The organism is Nonomuraea sp. NPDC049637 (assembly GCF_040675235.1).
In the GTDB taxonomy this organism is placed as follows: Bacteria; Actinomycetota; Actinomycetes; order Streptosporangiales; family Streptosporangiaceae; genus Nonomuraea.
Genome location: NZ_JBFAOM010000013.1, coordinates 1 through 24,472, shown reverse-complemented (window position 1 = coordinate 24,472; position 24,472 = coordinate 1). Strand labels below are relative to the sequence as shown.

At 71.7% G+C, this 24,472-nt stretch carries 24 protein-coding genes; 9 read left to right on the top strand and 15 right to left on the bottom strand.

Annotation, left to right across the window (positions count from 1 at the left end):
• Positions 1 to 34 precede the first annotated feature (34 nt).
• Complete coding sequence (locus tag AB0J71_RS19610; protein ID WP_352326034.1) at positions 35 to 841, top strand: dienelactone hydrolase family protein; 807 nt, start codon at positions 35 to 37, stop codon at positions 839 to 841.
• Positions 842 to 888: 47 nt separating this feature from the next.
• On the opposite strand, the gene AB0J71_RS19605 is transcribed toward AB0J71_RS19610, so the two are convergent.
• Together AB0J71_RS19605 and AB0J71_RS19600 are read right to left on the bottom strand one after the other, a co-directional pair.
• Complete coding sequence (locus AB0J71_RS19605; RefSeq protein WP_352326035.1) at positions 889 to 1,140, bottom strand: helix-turn-helix transcriptional regulator; 252 nt, start codon at positions 1,138 to 1,140, stop codon at positions 889 to 891.
• A 77-nt stretch (positions 1,141 to 1,217) separates the two neighbouring features.
• Entirely contained in the window at positions 1,218 to 2,507 is a 1,290-nt protein-coding gene (locus tag AB0J71_RS19600; RefSeq protein ID WP_364415275.1) for a lipase, read from the bottom strand.
• A 289-nt stretch (positions 2,508 to 2,796) separates the two neighbouring features.
• Here AB0J71_RS19600 and AB0J71_RS19595 point away from each other — a divergent pair, with 289 nt between their 5' ends.
• Both AB0J71_RS19595 and AB0J71_RS19590 read left to right on the top strand, forming a co-directional pair.
• A complete protein-coding gene (locus tag AB0J71_RS19595; protein ID WP_364415273.1) occupies positions 2,797 to 4,239 on the top strand; it encodes a histidine kinase in 1,443 nt (480 codons plus the stop codon).
• A 58-nt stretch (positions 4,240 to 4,297) separates the two neighbouring features.
• A complete protein-coding gene (locus AB0J71_RS19590) occupies positions 4,298 to 4,960 on the top strand; it encodes a response regulator transcription factor (RefSeq protein WP_352328864.1) in 663 nt (220 codons plus the stop codon).
• Here the strand turns inward: AB0J71_RS19590 and AB0J71_RS19585 are convergent.
• Positions 4,955 to 5,848 (bottom strand): alpha/beta hydrolase, encoded by an 894-nt coding sequence (locus tag AB0J71_RS19585; RefSeq protein WP_364415271.1) that lies wholly within the window; start codon positions 5,846 to 5,848, stop codon positions 4,955 to 4,957. The two genes, AB0J71_RS19590 and AB0J71_RS19585, sit on opposite strands and share 6 nt — an antisense overlap.
• A 47-nt stretch (positions 5,849 to 5,895) precedes the next feature.
• On the opposite strand from AB0J71_RS19585, the gene AB0J71_RS19580 reads away from it, so the two are divergent.
• Positions 5,896 to 8,166 (top strand): excinuclease ABC subunit UvrA, encoded by a 2,271-nt coding sequence (locus AB0J71_RS19580; RefSeq protein ID WP_364415269.1) that lies wholly within the window; start codon positions 5,896 to 5,898, stop codon positions 8,164 to 8,166.
• An 82-nt stretch (positions 8,167 to 8,248) separates the two neighbouring features.
• Here the strand turns inward: AB0J71_RS19580 and AB0J71_RS19575 are convergent, their stop codons facing one another.
• On the bottom strand, positions 8,249 to 9,739 hold the full coding sequence (locus tag AB0J71_RS19575) for an alpha/beta fold hydrolase (RefSeq protein WP_364415267.1): 1,491 nt from the start codon (positions 9,737 to 9,739) through the stop codon (positions 8,249 to 8,251).
• Between the two features lie 275 nt (positions 9,740 to 10,014).
• Complete coding sequence (locus AB0J71_RS19570) at positions 10,015 to 11,469, bottom strand: alpha/beta hydrolase (RefSeq protein WP_364415265.1); 1,455 nt, start codon at positions 11,467 to 11,469, stop codon at positions 10,015 to 10,017.
• 140 nt (positions 11,470 to 11,609) lie between these two features.
• Between AB0J71_RS19570 and AB0J71_RS19565 the strand changes: the two genes are divergently transcribed.
• Positions 11,610 to 12,020 (top strand): hypothetical protein, encoded by a 411-nt coding sequence (locus tag AB0J71_RS19565; RefSeq protein WP_352330144.1) that lies wholly within the window; start codon positions 11,610 to 11,612, stop codon positions 12,018 to 12,020.
• 9 nt (positions 12,021 to 12,029) lie between these two features.
• Here AB0J71_RS19565 and AB0J71_RS19560 read toward each other — a convergent pair whose 3' ends face one another.
• Positions 12,030 to 12,824, bottom strand: coding sequence for a MerR family transcriptional regulator (locus tag AB0J71_RS19560; protein ID WP_352330146.1), 795 nt, complete (start codon positions 12,822 to 12,824; stop codon positions 12,030 to 12,032).
• Positions 12,825 to 12,856: 32 nt separating this feature from the next.
• Here AB0J71_RS19560 and AB0J71_RS19555 point away from each other — a divergent pair, with 32 nt between their 5' ends.
• A complete protein-coding gene (locus AB0J71_RS19555; protein WP_364415263.1) occupies positions 12,857 to 13,612 on the top strand; it encodes a MerR family transcriptional regulator in 756 nt (251 codons plus the stop codon).
• A 69-nt stretch (positions 13,613 to 13,681) separates the two neighbouring features.
• On the opposite strand, the gene AB0J71_RS19550 is transcribed toward AB0J71_RS19555, so the two are convergent.
• The gene (locus AB0J71_RS19550; RefSeq protein WP_364415261.1) at positions 13,682 to 14,710 is read right to left on the bottom strand and encodes a DUF4037 domain-containing protein; all 1,029 of its coding nucleotides are present in this window, start codon (positions 14,708 to 14,710) and stop codon (positions 13,682 to 13,684) included.
• A gap of 114 nt (positions 14,711 to 14,824) precedes the next feature.
• On the opposite strand from AB0J71_RS19550, the gene AB0J71_RS19545 reads away from it, so the two are divergent.
• A complete protein-coding gene (locus AB0J71_RS19545) occupies positions 14,825 to 15,421 on the top strand; it encodes a dihydrofolate reductase family protein (protein WP_364415259.1) in 597 nt (198 codons plus the stop codon).
• A gap of 24 nt (positions 15,422 to 15,445) precedes the next feature.
• Here AB0J71_RS19545 and AB0J71_RS19540 read toward each other — a convergent pair whose 3' ends face one another.
• Together AB0J71_RS19540 and purB are read right to left on the bottom strand one after the other, a co-directional pair.
• A complete protein-coding gene (locus tag AB0J71_RS19540; protein WP_364415257.1) occupies positions 15,446 to 16,270 on the bottom strand; it encodes a GNAT family N-acetyltransferase in 825 nt (274 codons plus the stop codon).
• Positions 16,267 to 17,697 (bottom strand): adenylosuccinate lyase, encoded by a 1,431-nt coding sequence (gene purB, locus AB0J71_RS19535; protein ID WP_364415255.1) that lies wholly within the window; start codon positions 17,695 to 17,697, stop codon positions 16,267 to 16,269. The genes AB0J71_RS19540 and purB overlap by 4 nt, the downstream gene beginning before the upstream one ends.
• Positions 17,698 to 17,914: 217 nt before the next feature.
• Here purB and AB0J71_RS19530 point away from each other — a divergent pair, with 217 nt between their 5' ends.
• Entirely contained in the window at positions 17,915 to 18,109 is a 195-nt protein-coding gene (locus tag AB0J71_RS19530; RefSeq protein WP_352327820.1) for a CsbD family protein, read from the top strand.
• A gap of 147 nt (positions 18,110 to 18,256) precedes the next feature.
• On the opposite strand, the gene AB0J71_RS19525 is transcribed toward AB0J71_RS19530, so the two are convergent.
• The 5 genes from AB0J71_RS19525 to AB0J71_RS19505 form a co-directional block, all read right to left on the bottom strand.
• Positions 18,257 to 18,631 carry a hypothetical protein gene (locus AB0J71_RS19525; RefSeq protein WP_352327819.1) on the bottom strand — a complete coding sequence of 125 codons (375 nt, stop codon included), beginning with the start codon at positions 18,629 to 18,631 and terminating at the stop codon, positions 18,257 to 18,259.
• 209 nt (positions 18,632 to 18,840) lie between these two features.
• A complete protein-coding gene (locus AB0J71_RS19520) occupies positions 18,841 to 19,038 on the bottom strand; it encodes a hypothetical protein (RefSeq protein ID WP_364415253.1) in 198 nt (65 codons plus the stop codon).
• Positions 19,035 to 19,157, bottom strand: a complete 123-nt coding sequence (locus AB0J71_RS19515; protein ID WP_352327818.1) for a hypothetical protein — start codon at positions 19,155 to 19,157, stop codon at positions 19,035 to 19,037. Before AB0J71_RS19515 ends, AB0J71_RS19520 begins: the two co-directional genes overlap by 4 nt.
• Before the next feature lie 92 nt (positions 19,158 to 19,249).
• Positions 19,250 to 20,206: a hypothetical protein gene (locus AB0J71_RS19510; protein ID WP_352327817.1), complete on the bottom strand. Its 957-nt coding sequence runs from the start codon at positions 20,204 to 20,206 to the stop codon at positions 19,250 to 19,252.
• A 77-nt stretch (positions 20,207 to 20,283) separates the two neighbouring features.
• The gene (locus AB0J71_RS19505; protein WP_364415251.1) at positions 20,284 to 23,517 is read right to left on the bottom strand and encodes an efflux RND transporter permease subunit; all 3,234 of its coding nucleotides are present in this window, start codon (positions 23,515 to 23,517) and stop codon (positions 20,284 to 20,286) included.
• A gap of 97 nt (positions 23,518 to 23,614) precedes the next feature.
• Between AB0J71_RS19505 and AB0J71_RS19500 the strand changes: the two genes are divergently transcribed.
• Entirely contained in the window at positions 23,615 to 24,067 is a 453-nt protein-coding gene (locus tag AB0J71_RS19500; protein ID WP_364390363.1) for a MarR family transcriptional regulator, read from the top strand.
• A gap of 72 nt (positions 24,068 to 24,139) precedes the next feature.
• Here AB0J71_RS19500 and AB0J71_RS19495 read toward each other — a convergent pair.
• Positions 24,140 to 24,472: ATP-binding domain-containing protein (locus tag AB0J71_RS19495; RefSeq protein ID WP_364415249.1), on the bottom strand; the 333-nt coding region annotated here is incomplete at its 5' end.

Below are 24,472 nucleotides of genomic sequence, written 5' to 3'. Positions count from 1 at the left end.
CCCGGGGCGGCCGGGAGCTGGTTGAGTCTGCGGCGTGAACGGACAGATCACCACCGGATGGGTGGACATCGCGGGCATGGCGGCCTACACGGCCCTGCCCGTGGGGGTGCGGCGGCCCGTGGGCGTGCTGGTCGCCGGTGAGATCTTCGGGGTGAGCGGGTACGCGCGGCGGATGGCCGACCGGCTGGCCGGGCTGGGGCATGCGGCCGTCGTGCCGGACTTCAACCACCGGCACGAGCTGCGGCCCTCCCCCGCGCCTTCGGAGGCTCCTCGGGGCGAGGCGGGGGTTCCGGTTGCCGTGGATGCGGTGACGGGTGGCCCGCCGGGGCGGGTGGTGGAGTTGCCGGCCGATGCGGCCGGCCGGGAACGGGGGCTGGAGCTGGCCTGGCTGCTGCGCCGGGAGCAGGTGCTGGATGACGCGCGTGCCGCGGCCGAGCACCTGCGGCGCGTGGGCGCCGGGCCCGCCGCGGCGGTGGGGTTCAGCCTGGGCGGGCACGTGGTGTGCTCGGTGGCCGGGGAGCTGGGGCTGGCGGCGGCGGTGGCGCTGTACCCGGGCTGGCTGACGGGCACCGAGCTGCCGCTGAGCCGGCCGGAGCCGACGCTGGAGCGGGCCGCGCGGGCGCCGGGGCGGCTGGTGGTGCTGCTCGGCGCCGACGACCCGATCATCGACGGCGCACAGCAGCGGGCGATCGCGCAGCGGCTGGAGACGGTGGTGTATCCGGGCGCGAGCCACGGGTTCGCCGCCGACGAGCGTGACACCTTCCACCCTGCCTCGGCCGAGGACGCCTGGCGCCGCATCCAGGACGTGCTGGAGGAGGTGCGCCGCTCCCGTACGGGCTGATCCCGGCCCGGACTGATCGCGGCCCGGACTGATCCCCGACGGGTGGGTCAGGTGCGGGCGGGGGTGACGCGGACGGCCAGGCGGTCGAGGGAGATGCCCAGGACGTCGGCCAGTGAGGCGATGGTGAAGAACGCCGGCGTGGCGATGCGCCCCGTCTCGATCTTGCGGAGGGTTTCGGCGGACATGCCGGCCGCGGCGGCGACCTCGACGATGCTGCGCTCGCCTCGGGCCTGGCGCAGCACGTGGCCGAGCTGCTCGCCGCGCAGCCGCTCCTCGGGGGTCAGCGGGGATCGCACCATGCCCCCACCCTACACCCGCACGATACTTATACCGGTATTGTTATCGCCCCGGGGTGGGTCTCCCAGCGGGCTGGGGGTCAGGGGATGCTGGACACCTCGGGGAAACGGCTGTCGGGCTCCTGGAACAGGCGGGTGGGCTTGCCCCGCAGGTGCAGGTCGAAGAACGCCCCGACGTAGGCGCGCTGGGCCGCCACCGACCGTTGCGGATCGATCGTGCCGACGAAGTCGGCGACCGGCACGGCACTCTGCTTCCCGTCCTGCTCGCCGTCCTGTGCTTCGGGCTGGGCCTCGGACTGTGCCTTGGGCAGCGCCGCGGCGATCTGCGGCAGCAGCGCCTGCAGGTCGGTGAACGAGCCGTGCGCGGCGCCCTTGAACCGCAGCTCCCGCTTCCACCCGGTCGAGGCCCGCCAGAACGACTTCCAGCTCGGCTCGTTGTCCCGTGTGTGCGTCTGGGCCGCCAGCTGCAGGAACGGCCTGGCCACGCCGGTGGCGGCGACCGGGCCGACGTAGCCGCCGTCGAGGTTGACCCCGGCGTCCACCCGCGGGTCGTCGTGGACGAGCTGGGCCGCCACCGACCCGCCCAGCGACTGCCCCAGCGCCCCCACCCGCGTCAGGTCGGGCGCGCCGCGCAACCCGGCGGGCATCTCCCCGCCGGCGGCCCGTCCCTGGATGGCCCGTCCCTGCCCCAGGGCCGTGACCTGGTCCAGCACGAACCGCATGTCGGCCAGCCGCGCCCGCGCGTGCCGCTCCAGCAGCGCCGCGATGACGCGCGGGGTGAGCTTGGCCGGCAGCGGCAGCGCGCGCACGACCCGCCCGCCCGGGAACTCCACCTGGTCGGCCTCGTAGGTGTGGTCCACGGTGACGACCAGGTAGCCGCGCGAGGCCAGGTCCTGCACGAGCGTGGTGCCCAGCGTGCGCGGCCCGCCGTCCCCGGAGCCGAACAGCACGACGGGCAGCCGGCCCGCACCGCGCTCGACCGGCGCGCCGGAACGGGCGGCGGTGCGGGTGGCGGCCCAGTCGACGGCGCCCTTGGCGATGCCCATGGGCGGCGCGGAGCGGCGGTCCCAGTCGGCGGCAGCCAGGGGCGCCATGTGGGGGGCGAGCGGCTGCGCGCCGCTCTGGGCCGGGTACCACAGGCTGACCATCAGCTCGCGATACGGCTTCGACCGCACCAGGGGGTCGCGGCGGGAGCGGTCGACCAGGCGCAGGGCGACGGTTCCCACCGGGTGGGGGCCGCCGGGCGCGGGCAGGGCGACCGTGACCGCCTGCCGCGCCTGCTGCTGCTGTTGCGCGTGCAGGGGGACGGTGGCGGGCGTGAGGGCCAGGGCGGCGACGGCCAGAGGGGCCGCGTACGTCTTCACGGGCATGCCGGTGTTCTCCTCGAACGGGAAGGGAAGGCGGGGGGTGTGGTCCGAGGCTGGCAGGCGAGCTCGCGGGCGGACCAGCGGCCACGGGCTGACCTGCGGGTACGACTTTCGGATGAGGGGCCCGGATGTTCCTCCTTGCGGAGGATGGGGGGCGCCGGGGCGCGGCCTTTAGGGTGGGCGCATGACTCCGGCCGCCCGTCCGACTGCGACGCCCCGCTCGAGGATCGGCTCCACGATCGGCTCGACGGGCCGCCCAGTGGTTCGCTCGGTGAGGGGCTTTGTGCGGGGCTTGAGGGGCCGCCCGGGGATCGGCTCGACGGTCGGCTCAGAGATCCGTCCGACGGTCGGCTCGACGGTCGGCTCGGTGATCGGTTCGGTGGTCGGTTCGGTGGTCGGTTCGGTGGTCGGTTCGGTGCCGCCTGTGGTTGCCGACGCGCTGCTGGCCGCTGTGATCTTCGTGGTCACGCTGGGGCCGGGCCGGGTGGCCGAGGGCGGTCCTGCGGTGCTGGCGCTGCAGGTGGCTCTGGTGGCGCCGCTGGTGTGGCGGCGACGTGCCCCGCTGCTGGTGCTGTGCGCGATCAGCGGCGCGGCCGCCGTGCAGTGGGCCATGGGGGTGCAGCTTCCGGCCGACGCGGCGCTGCTGGTCGCGTTCTACACGGTGGCGGCCCGTCGCCCGTGGTGGGCGACGCTGGCCGCCGCTTTTGTGCTGGAGGCCGGGGTGGTGGCGGCCGCGGCGCGGTGGGCGCCGCCGGGCCGGATGCCGTTGACGGTGGCGGCGCTGAGCGCGATGTCGGCCGCCGCGCTGGCCGCCGGCCGGTGGGCGCGAACCCGGCGGGCCTACGTCGCCTCGCTGGAACGCGACCGCGACCAGCGGGCACGTCTGGCGGTCGCCGAGGAACGCGCCCGGATGACGCGCGACATGCACGACATCGTCACCCACAACCTGTCGGTCATGGTGGCGCTGGCCGACAGCGCCGCCTATGTCCACGACCGCGCGCCCGGTCAGGCTGTGGCCGCGATGGCGCAGATCGCCGACACCGGCCGGCAGGCACTGCGCGACATGCGCCGCTCCCTCAGCACCGACCAGGGCGCTGAGGGAGGCACCGGCAGACGCGCTGAGGGAGGCGCTGAGGGAGGCGCTGAGGGAGGCGCCGACCAGGTTATTGGCCCGAGCGCCGGGCAGGTCGCCGGGCAGGGCATCGGGCAAGGCATCGGGCAAGGCATCGGGCAGGGGCAGGAGTTCGGCAGCGCCCCGTTGCACCCGGCGCCCGGTATCGCCGATCTCGGCCCGCTGGCCGACCGGATGCGTGCCGCCGGCCTGCCGACCCGGCTGCAGGTCAACGGCGATCCCGCCGACGTCCCAGCCGCCGCGCAGCTCACCCTCTACCGGCTGGCCCAGGAGGCGCTGACGAACACGCTGCGACACGCCCCCGGCGCCCGCGCGCACGTCCAGGTACGCCTGACCCGGCGGCGGGCCGACATCGAGATCAGCGACGACGGCGGCCGCCCGGCGCCCCCGCGGCCCGCCGGGCGGGGGCTGGCCGGGATGCGCGAACGCGTCGCCGCCTACGACGGCACCCTGCACGCCGGCCCGGCCCCCGGCGGCGGCTGGCGCGTCGCGGCGGTCCTCGACCTGACCGGCCCTCACACGACCAGCCCTCACCTGGCCATCTCTCACACGACCAGCCCTCACAGGAGTGGCCCCCGCGCGACCGGCCCGGACGCGCCATGAGCCTCGACCTGACCGGCTCCCATCTGACCGGCCCCCAGCTGTCCGGCCCGGAGGTGCCATGACCGTCCGGCTGCTGATCGCCGACGACGAGGCGCTGCTGCGCATGGCCTTCCGCATGGTGCTGGACGCCGAACCCGACCTGCACGTCGTCGGCGAGGCAGCCGACGGCGAGCAGGCCGCCCTGCTGGCCCGCCGGCTGCGCCCTGACGTCGTGCTCATGGACGTCCGCATGCCCGGTCTGGACGGCATCGAGGCCACCCGCCGGATCGTCCGGGACTGTCCCGCTTCGAAGGTGCTCATCCTGACCACCTTCGACCTCGACGAGTACGCCTTCGCCGGGCTGAAGGCCGGCGCGGCCGGGTTCCTGCCCAAGAACACCCCGCCCGCCGACCTGCTCGGCGCGATCCGCAACGTCGCCGCCGGGGAGGCCGTGCTGTCGCCGCGCGTCACCCGCCGCCTGCTGGACAGGTTCGCCCCCCAGCTCACCCCCGGCCCCCGTGAACAGCACCGGCTGCTGGACCTGCTGACCGCCCGCGAGCACGACGTGCTCGTCCAGGTGGCGCGCGGCCTGTCCAACGCCGAGGTCGCCGCGGCCCTGCATCTGGCCGAGGCCACGGTCAAGACGCATCTGAGCCGCGTGCTGCTCAAGCTCGGGCTGCGTCACCGCGCCCAGGTGGTGGTGTTCGCCTACGAGAGCGGCCTGATCCGCCCGTCCTCATGACGGTTCGTGTCGCTCGGCCCGGTGGACGAGCGCGGCGATCCGGGCGCTCACCTGCCGCCACACCCCTGGCGGGAACCCGTGTCCCATCCCTTCGACCAGCAGGAACTCCGCGCCCGGGATCGCCTGCGCCGTGGCCCGCCCGCAGGCGGGGTCGGCGACGGCGTCGGCCGCGCCGTGGATCACCAGCGCCGGCACCGCCAGCCCGGCCAGCCCCTCCCGCCGGTCGCCCGACCCGATCACCGAGGCCGCCTGCCGCAACATGCCGGCCAGCGACCAGCCGCGGTCCCAGGCCCGCCCGGCCACGGCCCGCACCGCCTCCAGGTCGGCGGCCACGCCGCCGGCGCTCGCCCCGGCCACCATCCGCGCCACGTACAGCTCGCGGGTGGTCGGCGGCGGCCCCGGGAAGGCGGGCGCGGCGCCGGGGAGCGGCGGCGGTGTCATGCGGTCGCCGTGCGTGGACATGATCGAGGTGAGTGACCTGACCCGCCCTGGGTGGGCGACGGCGACCGCCTGGGCGATCATGCCGCCCAGCGACGCGCCCACCAGGTGGACGTTGTCCAGCCCCAGGATGTCCATCAGCCCCACGGTGTCGGCGACCAGATCGGTGAGCGTGTACGCCAGCGAGGACAGGTCTCCGGCCAGCGCCGCGGCGAAGTCCGGCCGGCCGGCGGCGTCGAAGTGGGTGGAGCGCCCGCAGTCTCGGCCGTCGAACCGGATCAGTTGCAGGCCGTGCCCGGTCAGTTCGGCGCACAACCCGTCGGGCCAGTTGATCAGCTGACCGCCCGCTCCCATGATCAGCAGCACGGGGGGCGCGGCCCGGTGGCCCAGCCGCTCGTACACCAGGTCCACCCGGTCCGGCCCGACCCCGGACGCCGTCTGCTCGGCCACCTCGCCCCTTCCCGGAAACTGTCGGCGCCTGTCGCTAGCGTGACCGCATGGAGGACAGCATGGTCGACAGCATGGACGACAGCATCGTCATCACCGGCGCGCGCGTGAACAACCTCAAGAACCTGTCCCTGCGCATCCCCAAGAACCGGCTCGTCGTCTTCACCGGCGTGTCGGGCTCGGGCAAGTCGTCGGTCGTCTTCGACACCGTCGCCGTGGAGTCCCAGCGCCAGCTCAACGAAACCTACTCCTGGTTCGTCCGCAACCGGCTGCCCAAACACGAGAAACCCGAGGCCGAGGCCATCGACAACCTCGGCGCCGCCATCGTCGTCGACCAGAAGCCGGTCGGCGGCAGCTCGCGCTCCACCGTCGGCACCATGACCGACATCCTGCCGATCCTGCGCGTGCTGTTCTCCCGCTACGGCACCCCCAGCGCCGGCTACACCTACGCCTACTCCTTCAACGACCCTCACGGCATGTGCCCCGGCTGCGACGGCCTCGGCCGGGCGGTGCGCCTCGACCTCGACGCGCTGCTCGACCCCGGCAGGTCCCTCGACGACGGCGCCATCCGCTTCCCGCTGTTCGGGGTCGGCACCTGGCAGTGGCAGATCTACGCCCGCTCCGGCACCTTCGACCCCGCCAAACCCGTCGCCGACTACACCGAACAGGAGCGCCACCTGCTGCTGCACGGCGGCGGCTTCACCGTCGAGGTCCGCGGCAAGAACGGCACCCTGAACAAGGTCGACTACGAAGGCGTCGCCGACCGCTTCACCCGCCTCTACCTCAAACGTGACCTGTCGGGCCTGAGCGACAAGACCCGCCAGGCCGTCCTGGCCTTCGTCACCGAGGGCACCTGCCCCCAGTGCCGGGGCGCCCGCCTCAACCAGGCCGCGCTGGCCACCAGGATCGGCCCGCACAGCATCGCCGACCACGCCGCCATGGAGGTCACCGACCTCATCGCCGTCCTGGCCGGGCTCGGCAACCCCGTCGCCGACACCGCGGCCGCCGCGCTGCGCCGCATCGAGCAGATCGGCCTGGGCTACCTCACCCTCGACCGCGAGACCACCACCCTGTCCGGCGGGGAGGCGCAGCGTCTGAAGACCGTCCGCCATCTCGGCTCCAGCCTCACCGGCATGACCTACGTCTTCGACGAGCCCAGCGCCGGCCTCCACCCCGCCGACGTCGGCCGGCTCAACACGCTGCTCCAGGCGCTGCGTGACAAGGGCAACACCGTGCTGGTGGTCGAGCACGACCCCGACGTCATCGCCGTCGCCGACCACGTCATCGACCTCGGGCCCGGCGCCGGCCCGCACGGCGGCACCGTCGTCTACCAGGGGTCCGTCGAGGGGCTGGCCCGCTCGGGCACCCTGACCGGCCGCCACCTGCGCGCCCGCACCCCGCTCAAGACCGCCGTGCGGCGCCCCACCGGTCACCTGGCCATCACCGACGCCGCCCTGCACAACCTCGACCACCTCACCCTCGACATTCCCGCCGGCGTCCTGACCTGCGTCACCGGTGTGGCCGGGTCGGGCAAGTCGACGCTCGTCGGGGAGGTGTTCACCGCCCAGCACCCCGGCGCGGTCGTCGTCGACCAGGGGGCCGTCAACGTCTCGGCCCGCTCCAGCCCGGCCTCCTTCATCGGCGTCCTGGATCCGATCCGCCGGCTGTTCGCCCGCGCCACCGGCACCGAGGCGGGCCTGTTCAGCTCCAACTCCACCGGCGCCTGCCCGGCCTGCGAGGGCCGTGGCGTCATCCACACCGACCTGGCCTTCATGGACCCGGTCACCGCCGTGTGCGAGATGTGCGGCGGCACCCGCTTCAACCCCGAGGTCCTGCGGCACCGGCTGCGCGGCCACACCATCGTCGACGTCCTGGCCCTGACCGCCGAGCAGGCCGCGGCGTTCTTCACCGAGCCGGCCATCCGCGACCGCGTCACCAGCCTGGTCGACGTCGGCCTGGGCTACCTCACCCTGGGCCAGCCCACCTCCACGTTGTCGGGCGGCGAACGCCAGCGCATGAAGCTGGCCGGCGAGCTCACCAAGACCGGCGCCGTCTACGTCCTGGACGAGCCCACCACCGGCCTGCACCTGTCCGACGTCGCCACCCTCATCGACCTGCTCGACCGCATCGTCGACGCCGGCAACACGGTCATCGTGGTCGAACACCACATCGAGGTGGTGAAACGGGCCGACTGGGTCATCGATCTCGGGCCGGGCGGCGGCAGACACGGCGGCCGCCTGATGTTCCAGGGCACCCCTGCCGACCTGCTGACGGCCTCCGGTTCCCGCACCGCCGAGCATCTGGCCGCCGCGCTCGCCTGACCGGCCGCGCGAGGGGTGGGGCTGATCGTGCCAAAAGGCGCCCGGCACGATCAGCCCTGTGAAGCCCCGTGGAAGCCCCGTGTCAGCCCTGGGGTTCCTCCGCCGGGCAGCTGATGCCCTTGGCGGGTACGGCCCCGGAGATCAGGTAGCTGTCCATCGCGGCCGTGGTGCACGTGGTCATGCCGTAGACGCCGTGGCCCCAGCCCTCGTAGGTGAGCAGGGTGGCCTTGGCGCCGAGCTGGCGGGCCACGTTGGCCGACCACGCGTACGGCGTGTCGGGGTCGTGCTTGGAGGTGGCCACCAGCAGCGGCGTGCTGCCCTTGTACCGCAGCGGGTGCTGGGGGTTGTTGACCGGATGGCCCTGGCAGATCGGCATGTCGCCCATCGGCATCGGGTTGTAGCGCATGTCCGGCGCCACCGCGTTGGAGGCGCGCATCACCTCGGCGTACTCGGCGTAGCCCCGCAGCGACAGGTTCCAGTCCTGGCACAAGATCGCGGTGGGCAGCTCGGCGTACGTGCCGTTCACCGGCCAGTTGCCGGGAGGGCCCGGCATGTCCTCCGGCACCGGGCCGCCCGCCAGCGCGAGCAGCACCTTGGCCTCCAGCCGCCAGGCGGGCGCCTCGTTGAGCACCACGCCCAGCCACAGCAGGTTGTGCGCGCTCACCGGGCGGCCGTCGCCCGGCCACCGCAGCTGGCCGCTGCCCGCCTTGGCCAGCAGCCCCTTCCACAACGCCCGGATGTCGCGCCCGCGCAGCACGCAGTCGCTGTCGCGCCCGCACCAGGCCACGAACTCCTCGAAGCTGTCCTGGACGGTGGCCGCCTCGCTCACCTGGAACGCCTTGACGTCCAGGCTGTGGTCCATGTTGCTGTCCAGCACCATGGCGCGGATCCGGTTGGGGAACAGCTCGGCGTACATCTGCTGGGCCAGCGTGCCGTAGGAGACGCCGTAGGAGGTCAGTTTGTCCTCACCCAGCGCGGCGCGGATGGCGTCCATGTCGCGGGCCACGTTGACCGAGTCGAGGTGGTCGTACAGCGGGCCGGTGAGCTTGCGGCAGTCGGCGCGCAGCCTCCTGTCGAAGGCGACCCACGTCAGGTAGTCGGCCTGGCTGGTCATGACCGGGTAGGGCATCTGGTTGTAGACCGAGGCCGAGCAGGTCACCGAGCGGCTGCGGGCCACGCCGCGGGGGTCGTAGCCGACGATGTCGAAGCGCCGCTGGATGTCCTGGCTGAAGCCGGAGGGGCGCAGGATGTCGTTCACGCCGGAGTTGCCGGGGCCGCCGGGGTTGCTCAGCAGGGAGCCGATCCGCGAGGACGGGGCGGTGGCCTTGCGGCGGGCCAGCGCCAGGGCGACGGTCGGCCCGTCGGGCTCGGACCAGTCGACGGGCACGGCCAGCGTGCCGCACTCGACGGTGGGTTCCTCCTCGCACGGCCCCCAGGTGATGCCGCGTTTGCCGACGGCATCCGTGACGTCCTGCCGGGTCACCGCCGCGCCGGCCGTCCCCGCCATGGGGACGGCTAACAGCGTCGCCACCGTCATGAGGGCGGTGGCGAGCAGGGATGTTCTTCTCAGCACATTGCTCCTATCGTCGATCGGCACGTCGATCGGCGGGCGGGACTGCTCGCACGGCGCATGATCGGGCCCCCTGGCCTGGCGGTGGAGCATCCCTCGTCCTGCCTCAGCGGCCCGTGGCGGGGCCGTTGCCGTGCCTCTCCTTGATCACGACTCGGAATCTAACAGGCGAAGGCCGCGCTGGTGGACAATACGTCAGAATCTGGACAAATGCGGGTGTGGGAGCGGCACAACCCGCACCGCCTCGCCGAGCCGGCAGCGCAGGTCAGCAGCGCAGGTCAGCAGCTCAGGTCACGCGCGGGCAGGCGGCCCGTCACCAGGAAGTCGGTGACGGCACGATCGCCGCAGGCGTTGCCGTTGGCCAGATACACCCCGTGACCACTGGAGTCCACGGCGACCATCCGGGCCCGCTGCCCGAGCGCCTCACGCATCTTCAGTGCCCCGCTGTAGGGCGTGGCCGGATCCCGCAGATTCTGGATCAACAGGACGTTGGCCGGACCGCGCGAACCGATCCGCGTGGCCGGCTCGGCGGGCCGCCACGGCCAGGACGCACACGGCCCGAGATTCACCGGCATGCCCGCCGTCAACGGGTAGGCGGCCCGGCTGCGCCGCACCTGCTGCTCGTGCCGGGCGACCGAGCCCGGCCACACCACGTCGTTGCACATCGTGGCGCCGGCGTGCGCGGCGGTGTTCTGCAGGGCGGCCTGCGGCGGCTGGTTGGGCGCGGGCAGCCCGGCGCCGCTCAGCGCGGCCTTCAACAGCCCCGCCAGCATCGGGTAATTGGCCCGCGAGTACAGCGCGTTGAGCAGGGTCTCCCGCAGCAGGTTGCCGCTCAGCCGCTGCTCCGGCTCCGCCCCGGGCCAGGCGAGCGGCTCGCGGTCCAGCCGGGCGGCCAGCTCCAGGAACGTCCGGCGCACCGCCGCCACGTCGGCGCCCAGGCCGTACTCGCCGTCGCGCGCGGCCGCCCACGCGCCGAAGTCGGGGAAGGCGTCCTGCACCCCGACGGCGTAGTTGGCCAGCCACTGACGCGCCACCCTGCGCGGATCGGGGTCGTCGTTGCTGTCGAGGATCACCCGATCGGTGGTGCCGGGGAACATCGTGGCGTGCACGGCGCCCGCGTAGGTGCCGTAGGAGACGCCCCAGTAGGAGATCTTGTCCTCGCCGAGCGCCACCCGGATCCGGTCGATGTCCCTGGCGTGGTTGCGGGTGCTGATGTGCCGGATCAGCGGCCCGCCGTTGCGGGCGCACGCCTCGGCGATCCGGCGCGACCACGCCGCGTTCCCGGCGATCCCGCCGTCGGCGTCGGGATAGGGCTTCAGCCGCGTCAGCGACAGGTCGGCGGGCGCGAGCCCGCAGGAGACCGGCGAGCTCTTCCCCACGCCACGCGGGTCGAACCCGACGATGTCGAACCGGTCGAGCACCTCCTTCGGCAGCTTCTTCACCAACGTGCTCGGCCGGTTCAGCCCCGGGCTGCCGGGACCGCCCGGAATGATCAGCAACACGCCGCGGCGGAGGTCGGGACGAGCCGTCTCGATCCTGGACACCGCCAGCGTGACCGACGGACCGCCGGGGGCGGAGTAGTCCATCGGCACCTCGATCGTCGCGCACTCCTGCCGGGGATCGACGCCCTCGCCGGGCTGACAGGAGCTCCACCGGGTGACGGCGGCGTGCGCCGGGGCCGCCAGGAGGGTCGCCGCCAGGGCGGAGGCGGACAACAGGGCAAGGGTTCTCATCAGGGGTCCTTTCGGTTCCGGTGGGGACGTCCACGACTCTGCCGGGTCGTTGATCGCCGAACCAGAGACCTCGTCACCGACCGCCCGTGACCTCATCACGAAACCGACAAAACACCCAACATCCGGACTGCTGGAACGGGATGGAACGCCCACCCCACAAAGACCACCCACCGAAAGAGACCAGCGAGACACCGCCTGCCACAGCCACCCTCGCCGCCGCACTCCTCCTGGCCACCGCCCCGCTCACACCCACCACCCAGACCGGCACCGCACCCATCGTCCACGCATGGGGATACAACTTCTTCGGCCAAGTCGGCAACGGCACCAACGACACCCCCGTCACCCACCCCATCCCCATGGCCTCCACCGGCGGCCACGACGTCACCCAGACCAGCGGCGTCTACCTCGAAAGCTACGCCCTGCACACCGACGGCACCGTATGGACCTGGGGCAACGGAACCCAGCAAATCCCCCGCCCGGCGACACCGCCACCGCAGGCTCCACCCGTCGACATCGTCGTCGCCGTCCAGCCCCCCAACGGCTGCCCCTGACCACCCCCCTCACGAAACCCCGTCCACCACCGGAACCAGCACATCCGTCACCAACTCCCCAGGCGGCGTACACCCCGGATCCGACACATACACCTCCCGCACCGCACCCCTCACCACCAGACGCCGCTCAGCACACCACGCAAGAACCGCATGCACCGTCAACGCGATCTGGTCATAAGGCCCCACATGCGTCGCCCGCGCGAACACCCCACCCGGCAACACCCCCACCTCGAACCCCCCACCGACCTCCACCCCGTCCTCCAGCAACAACGCCACCCGGACGTCCACCACCTCACCCACATCCACCGGAAACAACCCCACCAACCGCACCGGCCCGAACCCCTCCGGCAACCCCGCCACCAACCGCGCCACCGCCGCAGACGTAGCCCGCCCCACATCCTCCATCCCCGCCGCCCGCTCACCCACGAACGCCGCCCGCACCCCGCCCTCCCGCACCAAAGACACCTCAGCCGCCGGCAACCCCGAAGCCAGCACCCGCTCCAACGACGCCAACGTCCGCCGCCGCCGCGCCAACTCCACCTCCAACGACACCCGAACCGACTCCAACGCCCCCACCTCCCCCGACAACACCCGCCCCACCACCGCCAACGGCACATCCAACGACCGCAACAACCCGATCGACAACGCCTCCCGCGCCTGACCAGCCCGGTAATACCGGTAACCCGTCACCGCATCCACATACGCCGGACGCAACAACCCCAACTCGTCGTAATGCCGCAACTGCTTCACACTCAACCGACCAAGCCGCGCAAACTGCCCAATCGGCAGCAACTCCTCATCCACCTACACACCAACCCTCACGTAACGTCAGACCCATGACCCTCTCCATCGGCCAAGTCGCCAAACTGGCCGGCATCACCGTACGAACCCTCCACCACTACGACGAAATCGCCCTCCTCACCCCCAGCCAACGCACCACCGCCGGCTACCGCCGCTACACCCACGACGACCTCCTCCGCCTCCAGCAAATCCTCCTCTACCGCGAACTCGGCTTCCCCCTCGAACAGATCACCGACATCCTCGACCAGCCCCACACCGACCACCTCACCCACCTCCACCGCCAACACGAACTCCTCACCCGCAAAGCCCAACGCCTCCACCAGGTCATCACCAACGTCGAACGCGCCATCCAAGCCCACACCCACCACCTCCCCCTCACCCCGGAAGAACGCTTCGACGTCTTCGGCGACTTCACCCCCGAAGACCACCAAGCCGAAGTCCAACGCCGCTGGGGCCACACCGACGCCCACGCCGAAAGCCGCCGCCGCACCGCCGCCTACACCAAGACCGACTGGCTCCAGCTCACCGCCGAAGCCACCGCCATCGACGACGACATGCACGCCGCCCGCACCCGCGGGCTCGCCCCCGACCACCCCCACGTCATGGACATCGCCGAACGCCACCGCGCCCACATCACCCGCTGGTTCTACGACTGCACGCCCGAACTCCACCGCGGCCTCGGCGACCTGTACGCCACCGACCCCCGCTTCACCGCTGCCTACGACGACCGCGCCCCCGGCCTGGCCGCGTACTACCGCCAGGCCATCCACGCCAACGCCCGCCGCCTCTGACCTGGCTGAAGGGTTTTGAAGTGGGGAAATGGATCTTGTCCGGACCCAGCAGCTTTACAATGTAGATTTCTAAGCGGGGAGGTCCAGCGCCGCGGCCGTCAGCGCGCGCGCCCGGCGGGGCGAGGTCACCAGCTCCACCGTGTCCGACAACTGATCCACGCACCCCGCCACCGGCAGCCCCCTGACCGCCGGATCCGTCACCGACGCCAGCAGCGACCGCGCGAACCGCTCCCCGCCGATCACCCGGAACGGCCGGTCGAAGAACCCCCGCACCCCCTCCTCCAGCCGTTCGGTCAGCGCCATGCGATTCTGCAGCGCCGCCAGCCGTCCGTACGCCGCCGTCAGGCCCTCCTCCCGCTCGCGCCACGACCGCGCCGCCATCGCCACCCCCAGCGCCTCACCCAGCTCGGCCGAGCCCGGCAGCCGGGCCAGCGCGCTGCCCAGCCACTTGGCGTACGGCGGGTAGCGGCGCCGCAGCAGCAACGCCAGCCGCATCACCTCCCGCGCCAGCCGCGCCGCCACCACGGCCGACCCCAGCTCGTCCCCCACCTCCGCGCACCGCCCGGGGAACGGCTCCTCATGGCCGATGCGCTGCCACTGGCAGGCCAGCACGTACCGCCACACGTCCTGCGGATACCAGCGCAACGCCTGCCGGGCCGCCTCCAGCCCCACGCCCGGCAACCCGTCGCAGAAGACCTCACCGCCCGTCACCTCGGCCAGCGTCTGCCACGGCACGGACAACCAGTCCAGCAGGGACACACCTGCACGCGGATCGAACCCGAGCCGCCCGGCCAGCCACTCCCCCAGCTCGGCCACCACGACCCCCGGCTGCCGCACCCCGTGGTACTCGAACACGGTGTCAAAACCGCCGAACCGGTCGGGCAACCCCGCCGCCACCCGGTCCCGTACCGGCTCCACCTGACCGGCGGGCACGAACAGCAGGACCCGCGGCCCCCAGTCGTGGTCGGCCGAGCGGGCCGTGTCGAACGCGAGCACCTCGGACCCCGGGCCGATCAGCGCGGCGCTGTGCCGCACGCCGGGAAGGAGCGGCGCGACGACTTCGCCGTAGAAGGCACGAGAAAGCTCAATACCAGGCACAAAATTGGACATCACGCCGTCAACTCTGCACGAGCACCGCTCGAACCTCACCCGGTTTTCCCAGCGCCGATGACAGCGTGGTGACCGACCGGACACGCCAGGGGGAGGGACCCGTTGAGCAAGGTCGTCGCCGACATCTCCGTATCGCTGGACGGCTACGTCACCGGCCCCGATCCCGGCCTCGAACACGGCCTGGGCACCGGCGGCGAACTGCTGCACGCCTGGGCCCGCCAGCCCACCGACGTCGACGCGCGCGTCCTGGGCGGCGCGGTCCGCGCCACCGGCGCCGTCCTCATGGGACGGCGCACCTTCGACGTGGTCGACGGCCCCTACGGGTGGGGCGACCCCCTCGGCTACGGCTCGGCCCGCGAGCAGGCGCAGACGCCGCCCGTGTTCGTCGTCACCCACGTCCCGCCCCCAGCGGTACGCCGGCCCGAACTGTTCACCTTCATCACCGACGGCCCCGCCGCGGCCGTCAAGCACGCCCGCACCGTGGCCGGCGACGGCGACATCGTCGTCATGGGCGGTGCCGACCTGATCGGCCAGGCCACCGACGAAGGGCTGCTCGACGAGCTGCGCCTGCACCTGGCGCCGCTGCTGCTCGGCGCGGGCACCCGCCTGTTCGCACACGCGCGCCCGCGCCAGTGGGAACCGGTCGAGACGCACTTCTCGCCCCTGGCCACCCACCTGACCTACCGCGCCATCACCTGACCCACCGCCTCCCCCCGCGGGGGTTCAGCCGGCGACGTGGCAGGCCAGCACCAGGCGCCGGCGGTAGCCGATCCGCTCGTACACCTTGATCGCCGCGGCGTTGACGTCGTCGACCATCAGCGCCGCGCGGCCGTGCGTGGCCACGAGCTGCGACGACATCCAGCCGCACACCCGCTCGGCCAGCCCCCGCCCGCGGAAGCGGGCCGCCGTGGCGACGCCGGCCAGCAGGCCCACCGACGGCGCCGACCACGCGTCGGCCGCCACCGCGGCCAGCTCGCGCCCCACCCGCACACCCGCCCAGCGCCGCACCCCGGCTGCGCCCGGCACCGCGTACGACGCGGGCGCGTCCCCGGCCAGCAGCGCGGCGATCTCCCGCTCGGCCGCGCCGTCCAGCCAGCCGACCGCCGACGTCGGGCCCACAGCGGGGCCGCCCGCCGGGCCGGCATCCAGAGGGCCGGCGTCGCGTGGGCCGGCATCCCGTGGCGGCGCGCCGGCCTGGCCGGGCCGGGGGCGGGGCGGCCCCGGCAGGCTCATCCAGGAGAACGCGCCGCTCTCCGTCACACCCTCCAGCCTCGCCGCCACCCGCCGCATCAGCTCCCGCTCGCCCAGCGGCCGGAAGGTGGGCCCCAGCTCGGCCAGCGCGTGCCGGACCAGCTCGGCCGCGTCGTCCGGGTCGCCCCACACCGCCAGCCGGTCGTGCCGGGCGATGCCCGGGGCGGCGGCCACCACCGCCTCCCGTAACGCCCAGGCGCGGGCCCGGCCGCGCAGGTCCTGGCCCGTCCACACGACCAGGTCGTCGTCGCCGCACGCGGCGCGCAGCGCGCCCGGGTCGCCGAGCCGGTGGATCACAAGATCTCGCCCGGCCGGTACGCGGCGGCCTGCGGGTGCTCGGCCACGACCTGCCCCACCTGCCGCACCACCTCGGCCACCTGCGCGGCGGCCGCGCCGGTGAAGGAGACCCGGTCGGCCAGCAGCGCCTCCAGCTCGGCGCGGTCCAGCGGGAAACGCTCGTCGGCGCCCAGCAGGTCCAGCAGCTCGTTGGAGGCGCCCCGCGACCGCATCGCCAGCGCCGCCGCCACCGCGTGCTCCTTGATCAGCTCGTGGGCCTGCTCGCGGCCCATGCCGGCGCGCACGGCGGCCATCAGCATCTTCGTCGTGCCCAGGAACGGCAGGTAGCGGCCCAGCTCGGCCGAGATCACCGCCGGGAACGCGCCGAACTCCTCCAGCACGGTCAGCATCGTCTCCACCAGCCCGTCGAAGGCGAAGAACGCGTCCGGCAGCGCCACCCGGCGCACCACCGAGCAGGACACGTCGCCCTCGTTCCACTGGTCGCCGGCCAGCTCGCCCACCATGGAGGCGTAGCCGCGCAGCACCACGGTCAGGCCGTTGACGCGTTCGCAGGAGCGGGTGTTCATCTTGTGGGGCATCGCCGAGGAGCCGACCTGCCCCTCCTTGAATCCCTCGGTGACCAGCTCGTGCCCGGCCATCAGCCGGATCGTCCTGGCCAGCGAGGACGGCGCGGCCGCCAGCTGCACCAGCGCCGAGACCACCTCGAAGTCCAGGGATCGCGGGTAGACCTGGCCGACGCTGGTCAGCCGGCGGGAGAACCCCAGGTGCGCGGTGACCTTCTCCTCCAGCTCGGCCAGCCTGTCCTGGCGGCCGCCCAGCAGGTCGAGCATGTCCTGGGAGGTGCCGACCGGGCCCTTGACGCCGCGCAGCGGGTAGCGGCCGATCAGCTCCTCCAGCCGGTGGTAGCCGGCCAGCAGCTCGTCGGCGGCCGAGGCGAACCGCTTGCCCAGCGTCGTGGCCTGCGCTGCCACGTTGTGGGACCGCCCGGCCATGACGGTGGACGTGTGCTCCTCGGCCAGGGAGGCCAGGCGGGCCAGCAGCGCCACGACGCGGTCGCGGACCAGCAGCAGGCTGTCGCGGATCTGCAGCTGCTCGACGTTCTCGGTCAGGTCGCGCGAGGTCATGCCCTTGTGCACCTGCTCGTGCCCGGCCAGCGCGTTGAACTCCTCGATGCGCGCCTTGACGTCGTGGCGGGTGACGCGCTCGCGCGCCGCGATCGACTCCAGGTCGACCTGCTCGACCACCTTCTCGTAGTCGGCGACCGCGCCGTCGGGCACCGCCACCCCGAGCTCGGCCTGCGCCCGCAGCACCGCCAGCCACAACCGCCGCTCAGCGATGATCTTGTACTCGGGAGACCACAGGCGGGCCAGCCCGGGTGAGGCGTAGCGGGCGGCCAGGACGTTCGGGATGCGCGGCTTGGAAGTCACGTTGGACAAGTCTATTCACACCCCGTCACCGCCACCGCATCCAGCCCGCACGCCCTTCCCCGCGGCCCCGTTGCGGCCACGTTGCGGGCACGTCCGCCCCCCGCGGACGGGCGCTGACCAGCGCCGTCGCGCGCCGGGCCGGACGGAGGCCATGTTTCCCCCTGTCCTGGCCGGTAAGTACAGGAAGTCGCGAGGACCCGACCAGAAAGGCATGAACATGAGCACCGACGACAAGATCCGCAACAAGGCCCAGGAGCTCAAGGGACGCGCCAAGGAGAACATCGGCGACGCCACAGACAACGAGAGCCTTCAGGCCGAAGGCCGCGCCGACCAGACCGAAGGCGGCCTGAGGCAGGCGGGTGAGAAGGTCAAGGACGCCGGCAAGAAGGTCAAGGACGCCTTCAAGAAGTAACCGCCGCGGGCCTTGGGGGGCGGTGCGGCGGGTCGTCCCGACCTCGCACCGCGCCGCCTCCCCCGCTTCCCGGTCACCGGCCCCTGCTACCGGGCCCCGGCCGGCCGAAGGGCCGGACCGTCACCAGAAGCGTGTGCCCGGCGCCGGCTAGCTGTTGCACTCCCGGGACAGGACCTTGCCCGTCTTGGCGTCCGTGCAGGTCTTGCACGTACGGTCCGGGCTCCCCGTGATCGGCTCCTTGGTGGTCTTGCACTCGCGCTCCGTCGCCTGCTCGGGCTGCTTGGTCTTCTGCTCGCAGTACTGCTTCTTGTACCCGCCGCCCTTCTTGTCGCGGCAGTAGTAGCAGCGCTTGTTGCCTTCCTCCAGATATTTGCACTTGGGCGCGCCACTGGCGGCGCCGCCCGCGGCACAGTCGGCAGGCGCGGCCGACGCGGCGGGCGTGACGGTGGCGGCGTGGACTTTCTCCCCCAGCGCCTGCGAGGCCGTCGAAGGGGCGAGGGCGGCAGCGACAAGGGCGCTCACAGCGCATGCTTCCTTGAACACGGTTCCTCCCACAGGACTTCTTCCTCTGGCCCCTCCATCGTGACCCGCCATTACCGGGAATCGTCAAGACGACCGCCCGGAATTTATTTCCGCCGCCGAAACGCATTTCTTCCCCTGAAACTCCGGCAGGCATTTTCATTACGCCCTGGAAGCAACTTCCACATAACTCTTTTACTTCTGCCGGACCGTCACCTCTTGAGGCGGCGTACGAGGGAGCAGCAGGAGAAGGCATACCTGCGCCAGCGGCATGCCCCAAGGCCTCCTCGGCGGCCAAGGAGCCACCACAGCAGCAGCGCGTCCAGCAGCCCCGGCACCAGCAACGACGACCACGTGGCGACCGTGCTGCCGAGCATGTAGGGGTGGAGCCATTCCAGGAACGCGCTCACGGCGGAGCTTGCGTGTCATAGGGGTGGGCGTCCAGCATCGCGGAGCTGCCGTCGTCGACGGGCAGCCCCCAACTGATGATCACGGCGCCGTCACCGGCCTGCGCGGCCAGGTTCAGCACCTTGCTGGGGGACCACCCGGACGGCGGGTGAAGCAGACAGACAGCTGCTCCGCGGCCGACGCGTCCCCGAAGCTGATGAATGGGCAGGTGGCTTACGAAGCCAGCAGGTCGAGGTGAAACCCGACGAAGAAGATCGCGAATCCGGCCCAGCGTAGCTTGCGACTGGGACGCATGACCTCCAGCGCTCGGGCGAACCGTAAGCGGAGAAAGATGGCCGGCTTGTACCTCAGCCAGACGCCTGATTTCTCCAGCATGAGCTCCCCGGACGTCATCACGGTGAACGCCAGCGACGCCGAGCCGAACAGGCCCATCGCCGCCCACATCGCGCTGTGGCTGAACTCCGCGACGCCCCAGGTGAAGATGCCGATACCTGCTCCCAGCACGGCCAGCGACAGAAGGGGCTCGGCAAGGTTCAACGCAGCCACTTCTTCTTCTGCCAGTTCGCGCACAGGACGTTCCTCGGCAGGCAGGCCGGACGTCACCAGATCGCGGATGGCCCGCTTCAGCCGCACTTTCTGGTCGCTGCAGATCCACTCATGCGGTTCGCCGTAGCGGCATTGACGGCCGCAATAGTCATGGCGATTCTTGACGAAGTCGTCCTTCATGCGCAGGTAGTCCTCGAGCGGGACGAGGCTGCCGGCGAACCCTTGCCGGGGAGGCGTCGGATCGATGTAGTCGGCCTCCAGCCCTCGCCAGTCGGTGGGATTGTGCCAGACGGTACGGCTGAGCAGCAGGTTCTCCAGCGCGATCAGCTCCGACAGGTACGAGCTCAGGTGAAGAGTTCTGCGCAGCTTTCGGGCCCGGGCGGACGCCTTTCGGGCGGCTTCTCTAACCTTTTCCGGATCCACCAGATCGAGCAGGGCGACAAGGCCGCCAAGGAACTGCAGACACTTCCCGAGACGACCCCACCAGAAAAGAGTGAACGGCCCCCATTGCGTGGTTGATCCCAAAGGGCCGGAAGTCCACTTTGACACCATTTCCCCCAGGTCTCCCCAGCCAAAAATGGCAAGGAGGCCCACCACTGCAACGAGCGCCCACAACCGCCTCATATCAGCATTATGAAATGCGGGATGGGGTGACCCGCCCGGCCCCGGCGCCGCATGAGGTCGGCGCCGGGGTGCTCCGCTCACGACGTGGGCGTGAGGACCTTGGCCTCGTGCTTGGGCGCGGACGGCTTGCGCCCCATCCGCTCCTTCACCCGCTCCACCACCGTGTACAACGTCGGAACCAGCACCAGCGTCAGGAGGGTCGAGGACACCAGACCGCCGATCACCACGATCGCCAGCGGCTGCGAGATGAACCCGCCCGACCCGGTCACCCCCAGCGCCATCGGCGTCAGCGCGCAGATCGTGGCCACCGCCGTCATCAGGATCGGCCGCAACCTGCGCCGGCCGCCCTCGATCACCGCCTCGACCACGCCCAGCCCCTGATCCCGGTACTGGTTGATCAGGTCGATCAGCACGATCGCGTTCGTCACCACGATGCCGATCAGCATCAGCATGCCGATCAGCGCCGGCACACCCATCGCCGTGTCGGTCGCCACCAGCAGCCCCACCGCGCCGGTCGCCGCGAACGGGATCGACACCAGCAGGATCAGCGGCTGGACGAAGCTCCGGAACGTCGCCACCATGATCATGAACACGATCGCGATCGCCGCCAGCATCGCCATGCCCAGGTCGGAGAACGCGTCCGCCTGGTCGGCCGAGGCGCCGCCGATCTTGTACCGGGCGCCGGCGCCCAGCGCCACCGACTTCATCTTCGTCGTCAGCTCCTGCGTGACGGTGCCCAGGTCCGACGCCTCCACCTTGCCCGACACCGTCGCAGAACGCTCACCGTCGATCCTGGTCACCTGCGTCGGACCGGCCACCTGCTCCACCTTGGCCACCGACGACAACTTCACCAGCCCCGCCGCCGTCGGCAGCTTCAGGTCCTCGATCGCCTTGACGTCGTCGGGCGCGTCGCCGCCGCGCAGCACCAGGTCGCTGCTGCGGCCGTCCAGGGTGATCTGGCCCAGCGGCGCGCCGCGGAACGCCTGCGCCACCGCCTGACCGACCTGCCCCTCCGACAGCCCCTTGGCCGCCGCCTTCTCCCGGTCCACCGCGACCTCGATGCGCGGCGCGCTGGCCTCCAGGTTCGACGACAGGTCACGCAGACCCTTCACCTGGCTCATCGCGCCCTTGACCGCCTCGGTCGCCGTGCGCAGCGACTCGGCGTCGGGCGCCTGCACGATCACGCTCACCGTGTCGGAGGAGAACCCGCCACCGCCGGCGCCGCCGACCGTCACCTCGCCGACCCCGGACAGGCCCGTGATCTTCTCGCGGAGCTGCCGCTCCACCGTCGCCGGCTCGGCGCCGTCCTTGACCGTCACCGAGAACGACGCCCGGTCCGCGCCACCGCCCACGCCGCCCTGCATGGCGTTGCCGCCACCCACGTTGACCTGGTACGTCTCCACACCGGCCAGCCCCGACAGCACGCCCTCGACCTTCTTGGCCGCCTTGTCGGTCGTGGCCAGATCGGTGCCGACCGGCATCTTCTGCGTCAGGGAGATCGTGTTCTGCCCGGAGGAGTCCAGGAAGTTCGTCCGCAGACCGCCCGCCAGGCCCATCGTCCCGACGAACACCGCCACGCCGATCAGCACCGTCACCAGCTTGAACCGCGTGGCGAACCGCAACACCGGCAGGTACGCCCGCTGCAACGGGCTGCGCAGCTCCTTGGCCTCGGCCTCCTCACGCTGGGCCCGCGCCTGCTCCGGCGACAACGACGGCGCCCTGAGGAACCAGTACGCCAGCACCGGCACCACCGTCAGCGACACCACCAGCGAGGCCAGCAACGCCACCGCCACCGTCACCGCGAACGGCCGGAACAACTCCCCGACCATGCCGCCCACGATCGCGATCGGCGCGAACACCGCCACCGTCGTCAGCGTCGAGGCCGTCACCGCCCCCGACACCTCCCGCACCGCGGTCAGGATCGCCTGCAGCTTGGCCTCGCCGTAACCCAGATGGCGCTTGATGTTCTCCAGCACCACGATCGAGTCGTCGACCACCCGGCCCACCGCGATCGTCAGCGCGCCCAGCGTCAGCATGTTGAGGGAGTAGTCACCCGCCCACAACGCCAGCAACGCGATCACCACCGACAGCGGGATCGACACCGCGGTCACCAGCGTCGAGCGCACCGACAGCAGGAACACCAGGATGACCAGCACCGCGAACGCCAGTCCCAGCAGGCCCTCGGTGGTCAGGTTCTCGATCGACTCCTCCACGTACGGCGCCTGGTCGAACACCACCGACACCTGCGTGTCGGAGGAGTCGCCCAGCGACCGCGTCAGCTCCGGCAGCTTCTCGCGGATCTCGTGGGAGATCGTCACCGCGTTGCCGTCGGGCGTCATCGTCACCGACACGCCGAGGCTGGTCTTGCCGTCGGTACGGGTGATCGTCGAGGCGTCGGCCAGGCCGCGCGTGATCTCGGCGACGTCACCGAGCTTGACCGGCTTGAGCGGCTTGGGCCGCGCCACCTGCTGCGGCAGGGCGGCCCGGCCCGTCTGGGCCGGCTGCCCGGCCTGCGGGCGGCCCTGCGCCTGCCCCTGGGTCTGCCCCGGGGTCTGGGCCTGCTGTTGGGCGGGCTGCGCGGGGGTCAGGTAGAGGTTCTTCAGCTTCTCCAGGGAGTCGACCCGCGACCCCACCTGCACGGTCAGCGACCTGCCGTCGGAGGTCAGCGACCCAGCCGGGATCGGCGTGCCGTTCGCCTTGAGCACCTCGGGGATCTGCGCCGCCGACACCCCGGCCAGCGCCATCTTCTTGACGTCCGGCTCGATCGTGACGACCTCGTCACGGGTGCCGGTGACCGCCGCCTCGCGCACCCCCTCCACGCTCTGCAGCTCCGGCACCATGATCCGGCGCAGCTTGTCGGCCATCGCCCGCTCGTCGCCGCCGTCGCCCACCGCCAGCACCAGCACCGGGATGTCGTCGGTGTTGCCTGCCACCACCTGCGGATCGACGCCCTGCGGGAGCGTGATCCTGGCGACGGCCTGCTGCATCTTGTTCAGCGAGGCCTCGATGTCGGTGCCGTACTCGAAGGCCACCTGGATCTGGGCCATGCCCTCCTTCGACGTGGAGGTCATCTGCTCCATGCCGGGGATCCCCTGGAAGGAGTCCTCGATCGGCTTCGTCACCTGGTCTTCGACGATCTCCGGCGAGGCGCCGGGGAAGGGCGCGATGACGAACGCGCCCGGGAACGCCAACGACGGCAGGAGCTGCTGCTTCAACTGCGGAATCGTGAACGCGCCGAACGCGGTGATCACGACCGCTACCAAGATCACAAGACTGCGGTTGACCAGACTCAACCGGGCGAAAGCGGTCATAGGCTCCCCTCCAAAGTTCGCCCCAGACTAACACTTTGCCTTATACGAATATTTAGCCTCACTCAGCTTTCCTGATAACCTTCTCAGGAAGCGAGAGGTGAGCGTGAGCGACGACCGCGAAGACCTGATCCGCCGGATCACCGAGACACAGCGCGACCTGGGAAGACTGTTCACCCGGCAACAGTCCCCCCTGTTCAGCTCCAACCTCACCATCCGGCAGCTCCACGTCGTCATGCAGCTGTCGACGCAGGGCTCCGCCTCGGGCCAGGAGCTCGCCCACACCCTCGGCGTCAGCCTCGCCACCGTCACCGGCATCGTCGACCGCCTGGTCGCCCAGGGCCTGGTCAGCCGGCACGAAGACCCCAACGACCGCCGGGTGCGCCGGGTCGAGCTCACCCCCGCCGGCGCCACCCTGATCGCCGAGATCAACGACGCGGGCCTCAGACACTACAAGCGCATCATGTCCCACCTCGACACCGAGACCCTGCGCGCCCTCGACCACGCCACCCGCCGCATCCACGAAGTCGCGGACAAGCTCTACAACGAATGACCCACCCGGGGCGCTCCCGATCGTTGCGGCTTTTTTGATGAATTGTGGGTGAATGCCACCAGCCCAGCGGCTTTACATTGTAGATTTCAGACGGGACAACATCGCCGGCAGCTCGCCCTCGCAGACCACCGTCAGCCGCCGCGTCGCCCGGGTCACCGCCACGTACAGGTCGTGGCCGCCCATCGGCGACTGCTCCAGGATCCCCGCCGGATCGACCACCACCACCCCGTCGAACTCCAGGCCCTTGGCCTGCGTCACCGTCAGCACCACCACCGGCGCGTCCAGGTCCGCCGACCCCGGGAACAGAGCCGCCACCCGCGCGTGCAGCCCGTCGGGCGTGATGACCCCCAACCGGCCGCCCTCGCCCCGCGCGCCCAGCTCGGCCAGCTCCGCCGCCACCAGCGC

Coding starts and splice junctions, on each gene's coding strand:
- AB0J71_RS19600 (WP_364415275.1), bottom strand. CDS start 2,507: ATGCCCGTGAAGACGTACGCGGCCCCTCTGGCCGTCGCCGCCCTGGCC.
- AB0J71_RS19510 (WP_352327817.1), bottom strand. CDS start 20,206: ATGAGGCGGTTGTGGGCGCTCGTTGCAGTGGTGGGCCTCCTTGCCATT.
- AB0J71_RS19570 (WP_364415265.1), bottom strand. CDS start 11,469: ATGAGAACCCTTGCCCTGTTGTCCGCCTCCGCCCTGGCGGCGACCCTC.
- AB0J71_RS19555 (WP_364415263.1), top strand. CDS start 12,857: ATGACCCTCTCCATCGGCCAAGTCGCCAAACTGGCCGGCATCACCGTA.
- AB0J71_RS19530 (WP_352327820.1), top strand. CDS start 17,915: ATGAGCACCGACGACAAGATCCGCAACAAGGCCCAGGAGCTCAAGGGA.
- AB0J71_RS19565 (WP_352330144.1), top strand. CDS start 11,610: ATGGAACGCCCACCCCACAAAGACCACCCACCGAAAGAGACCAGCGAG.
- AB0J71_RS19605 (WP_352326035.1), bottom strand. CDS start 1,140: ATGGTGCGATCCCCGCTGACCCCCGAGGAGCGGCTGCGCGGCGAGCAG.
- AB0J71_RS19505 (WP_364415251.1), bottom strand. CDS start 23,517: ATGACCGCTTTCGCCCGGTTGAGTCTGGTCAACCGCAGTCTTGTGATC.
- AB0J71_RS19590 (WP_352328864.1), top strand. CDS start 4,298: ATGACCGTCCGGCTGCTGATCGCCGACGACGAGGCGCTGCTGCGCATG.
- AB0J71_RS19580 (WP_364415269.1), top strand. CDS start 5,896: ATGGAGGACAGCATGGTCGACAGCATGGACGACAGCATCGTCATCACC.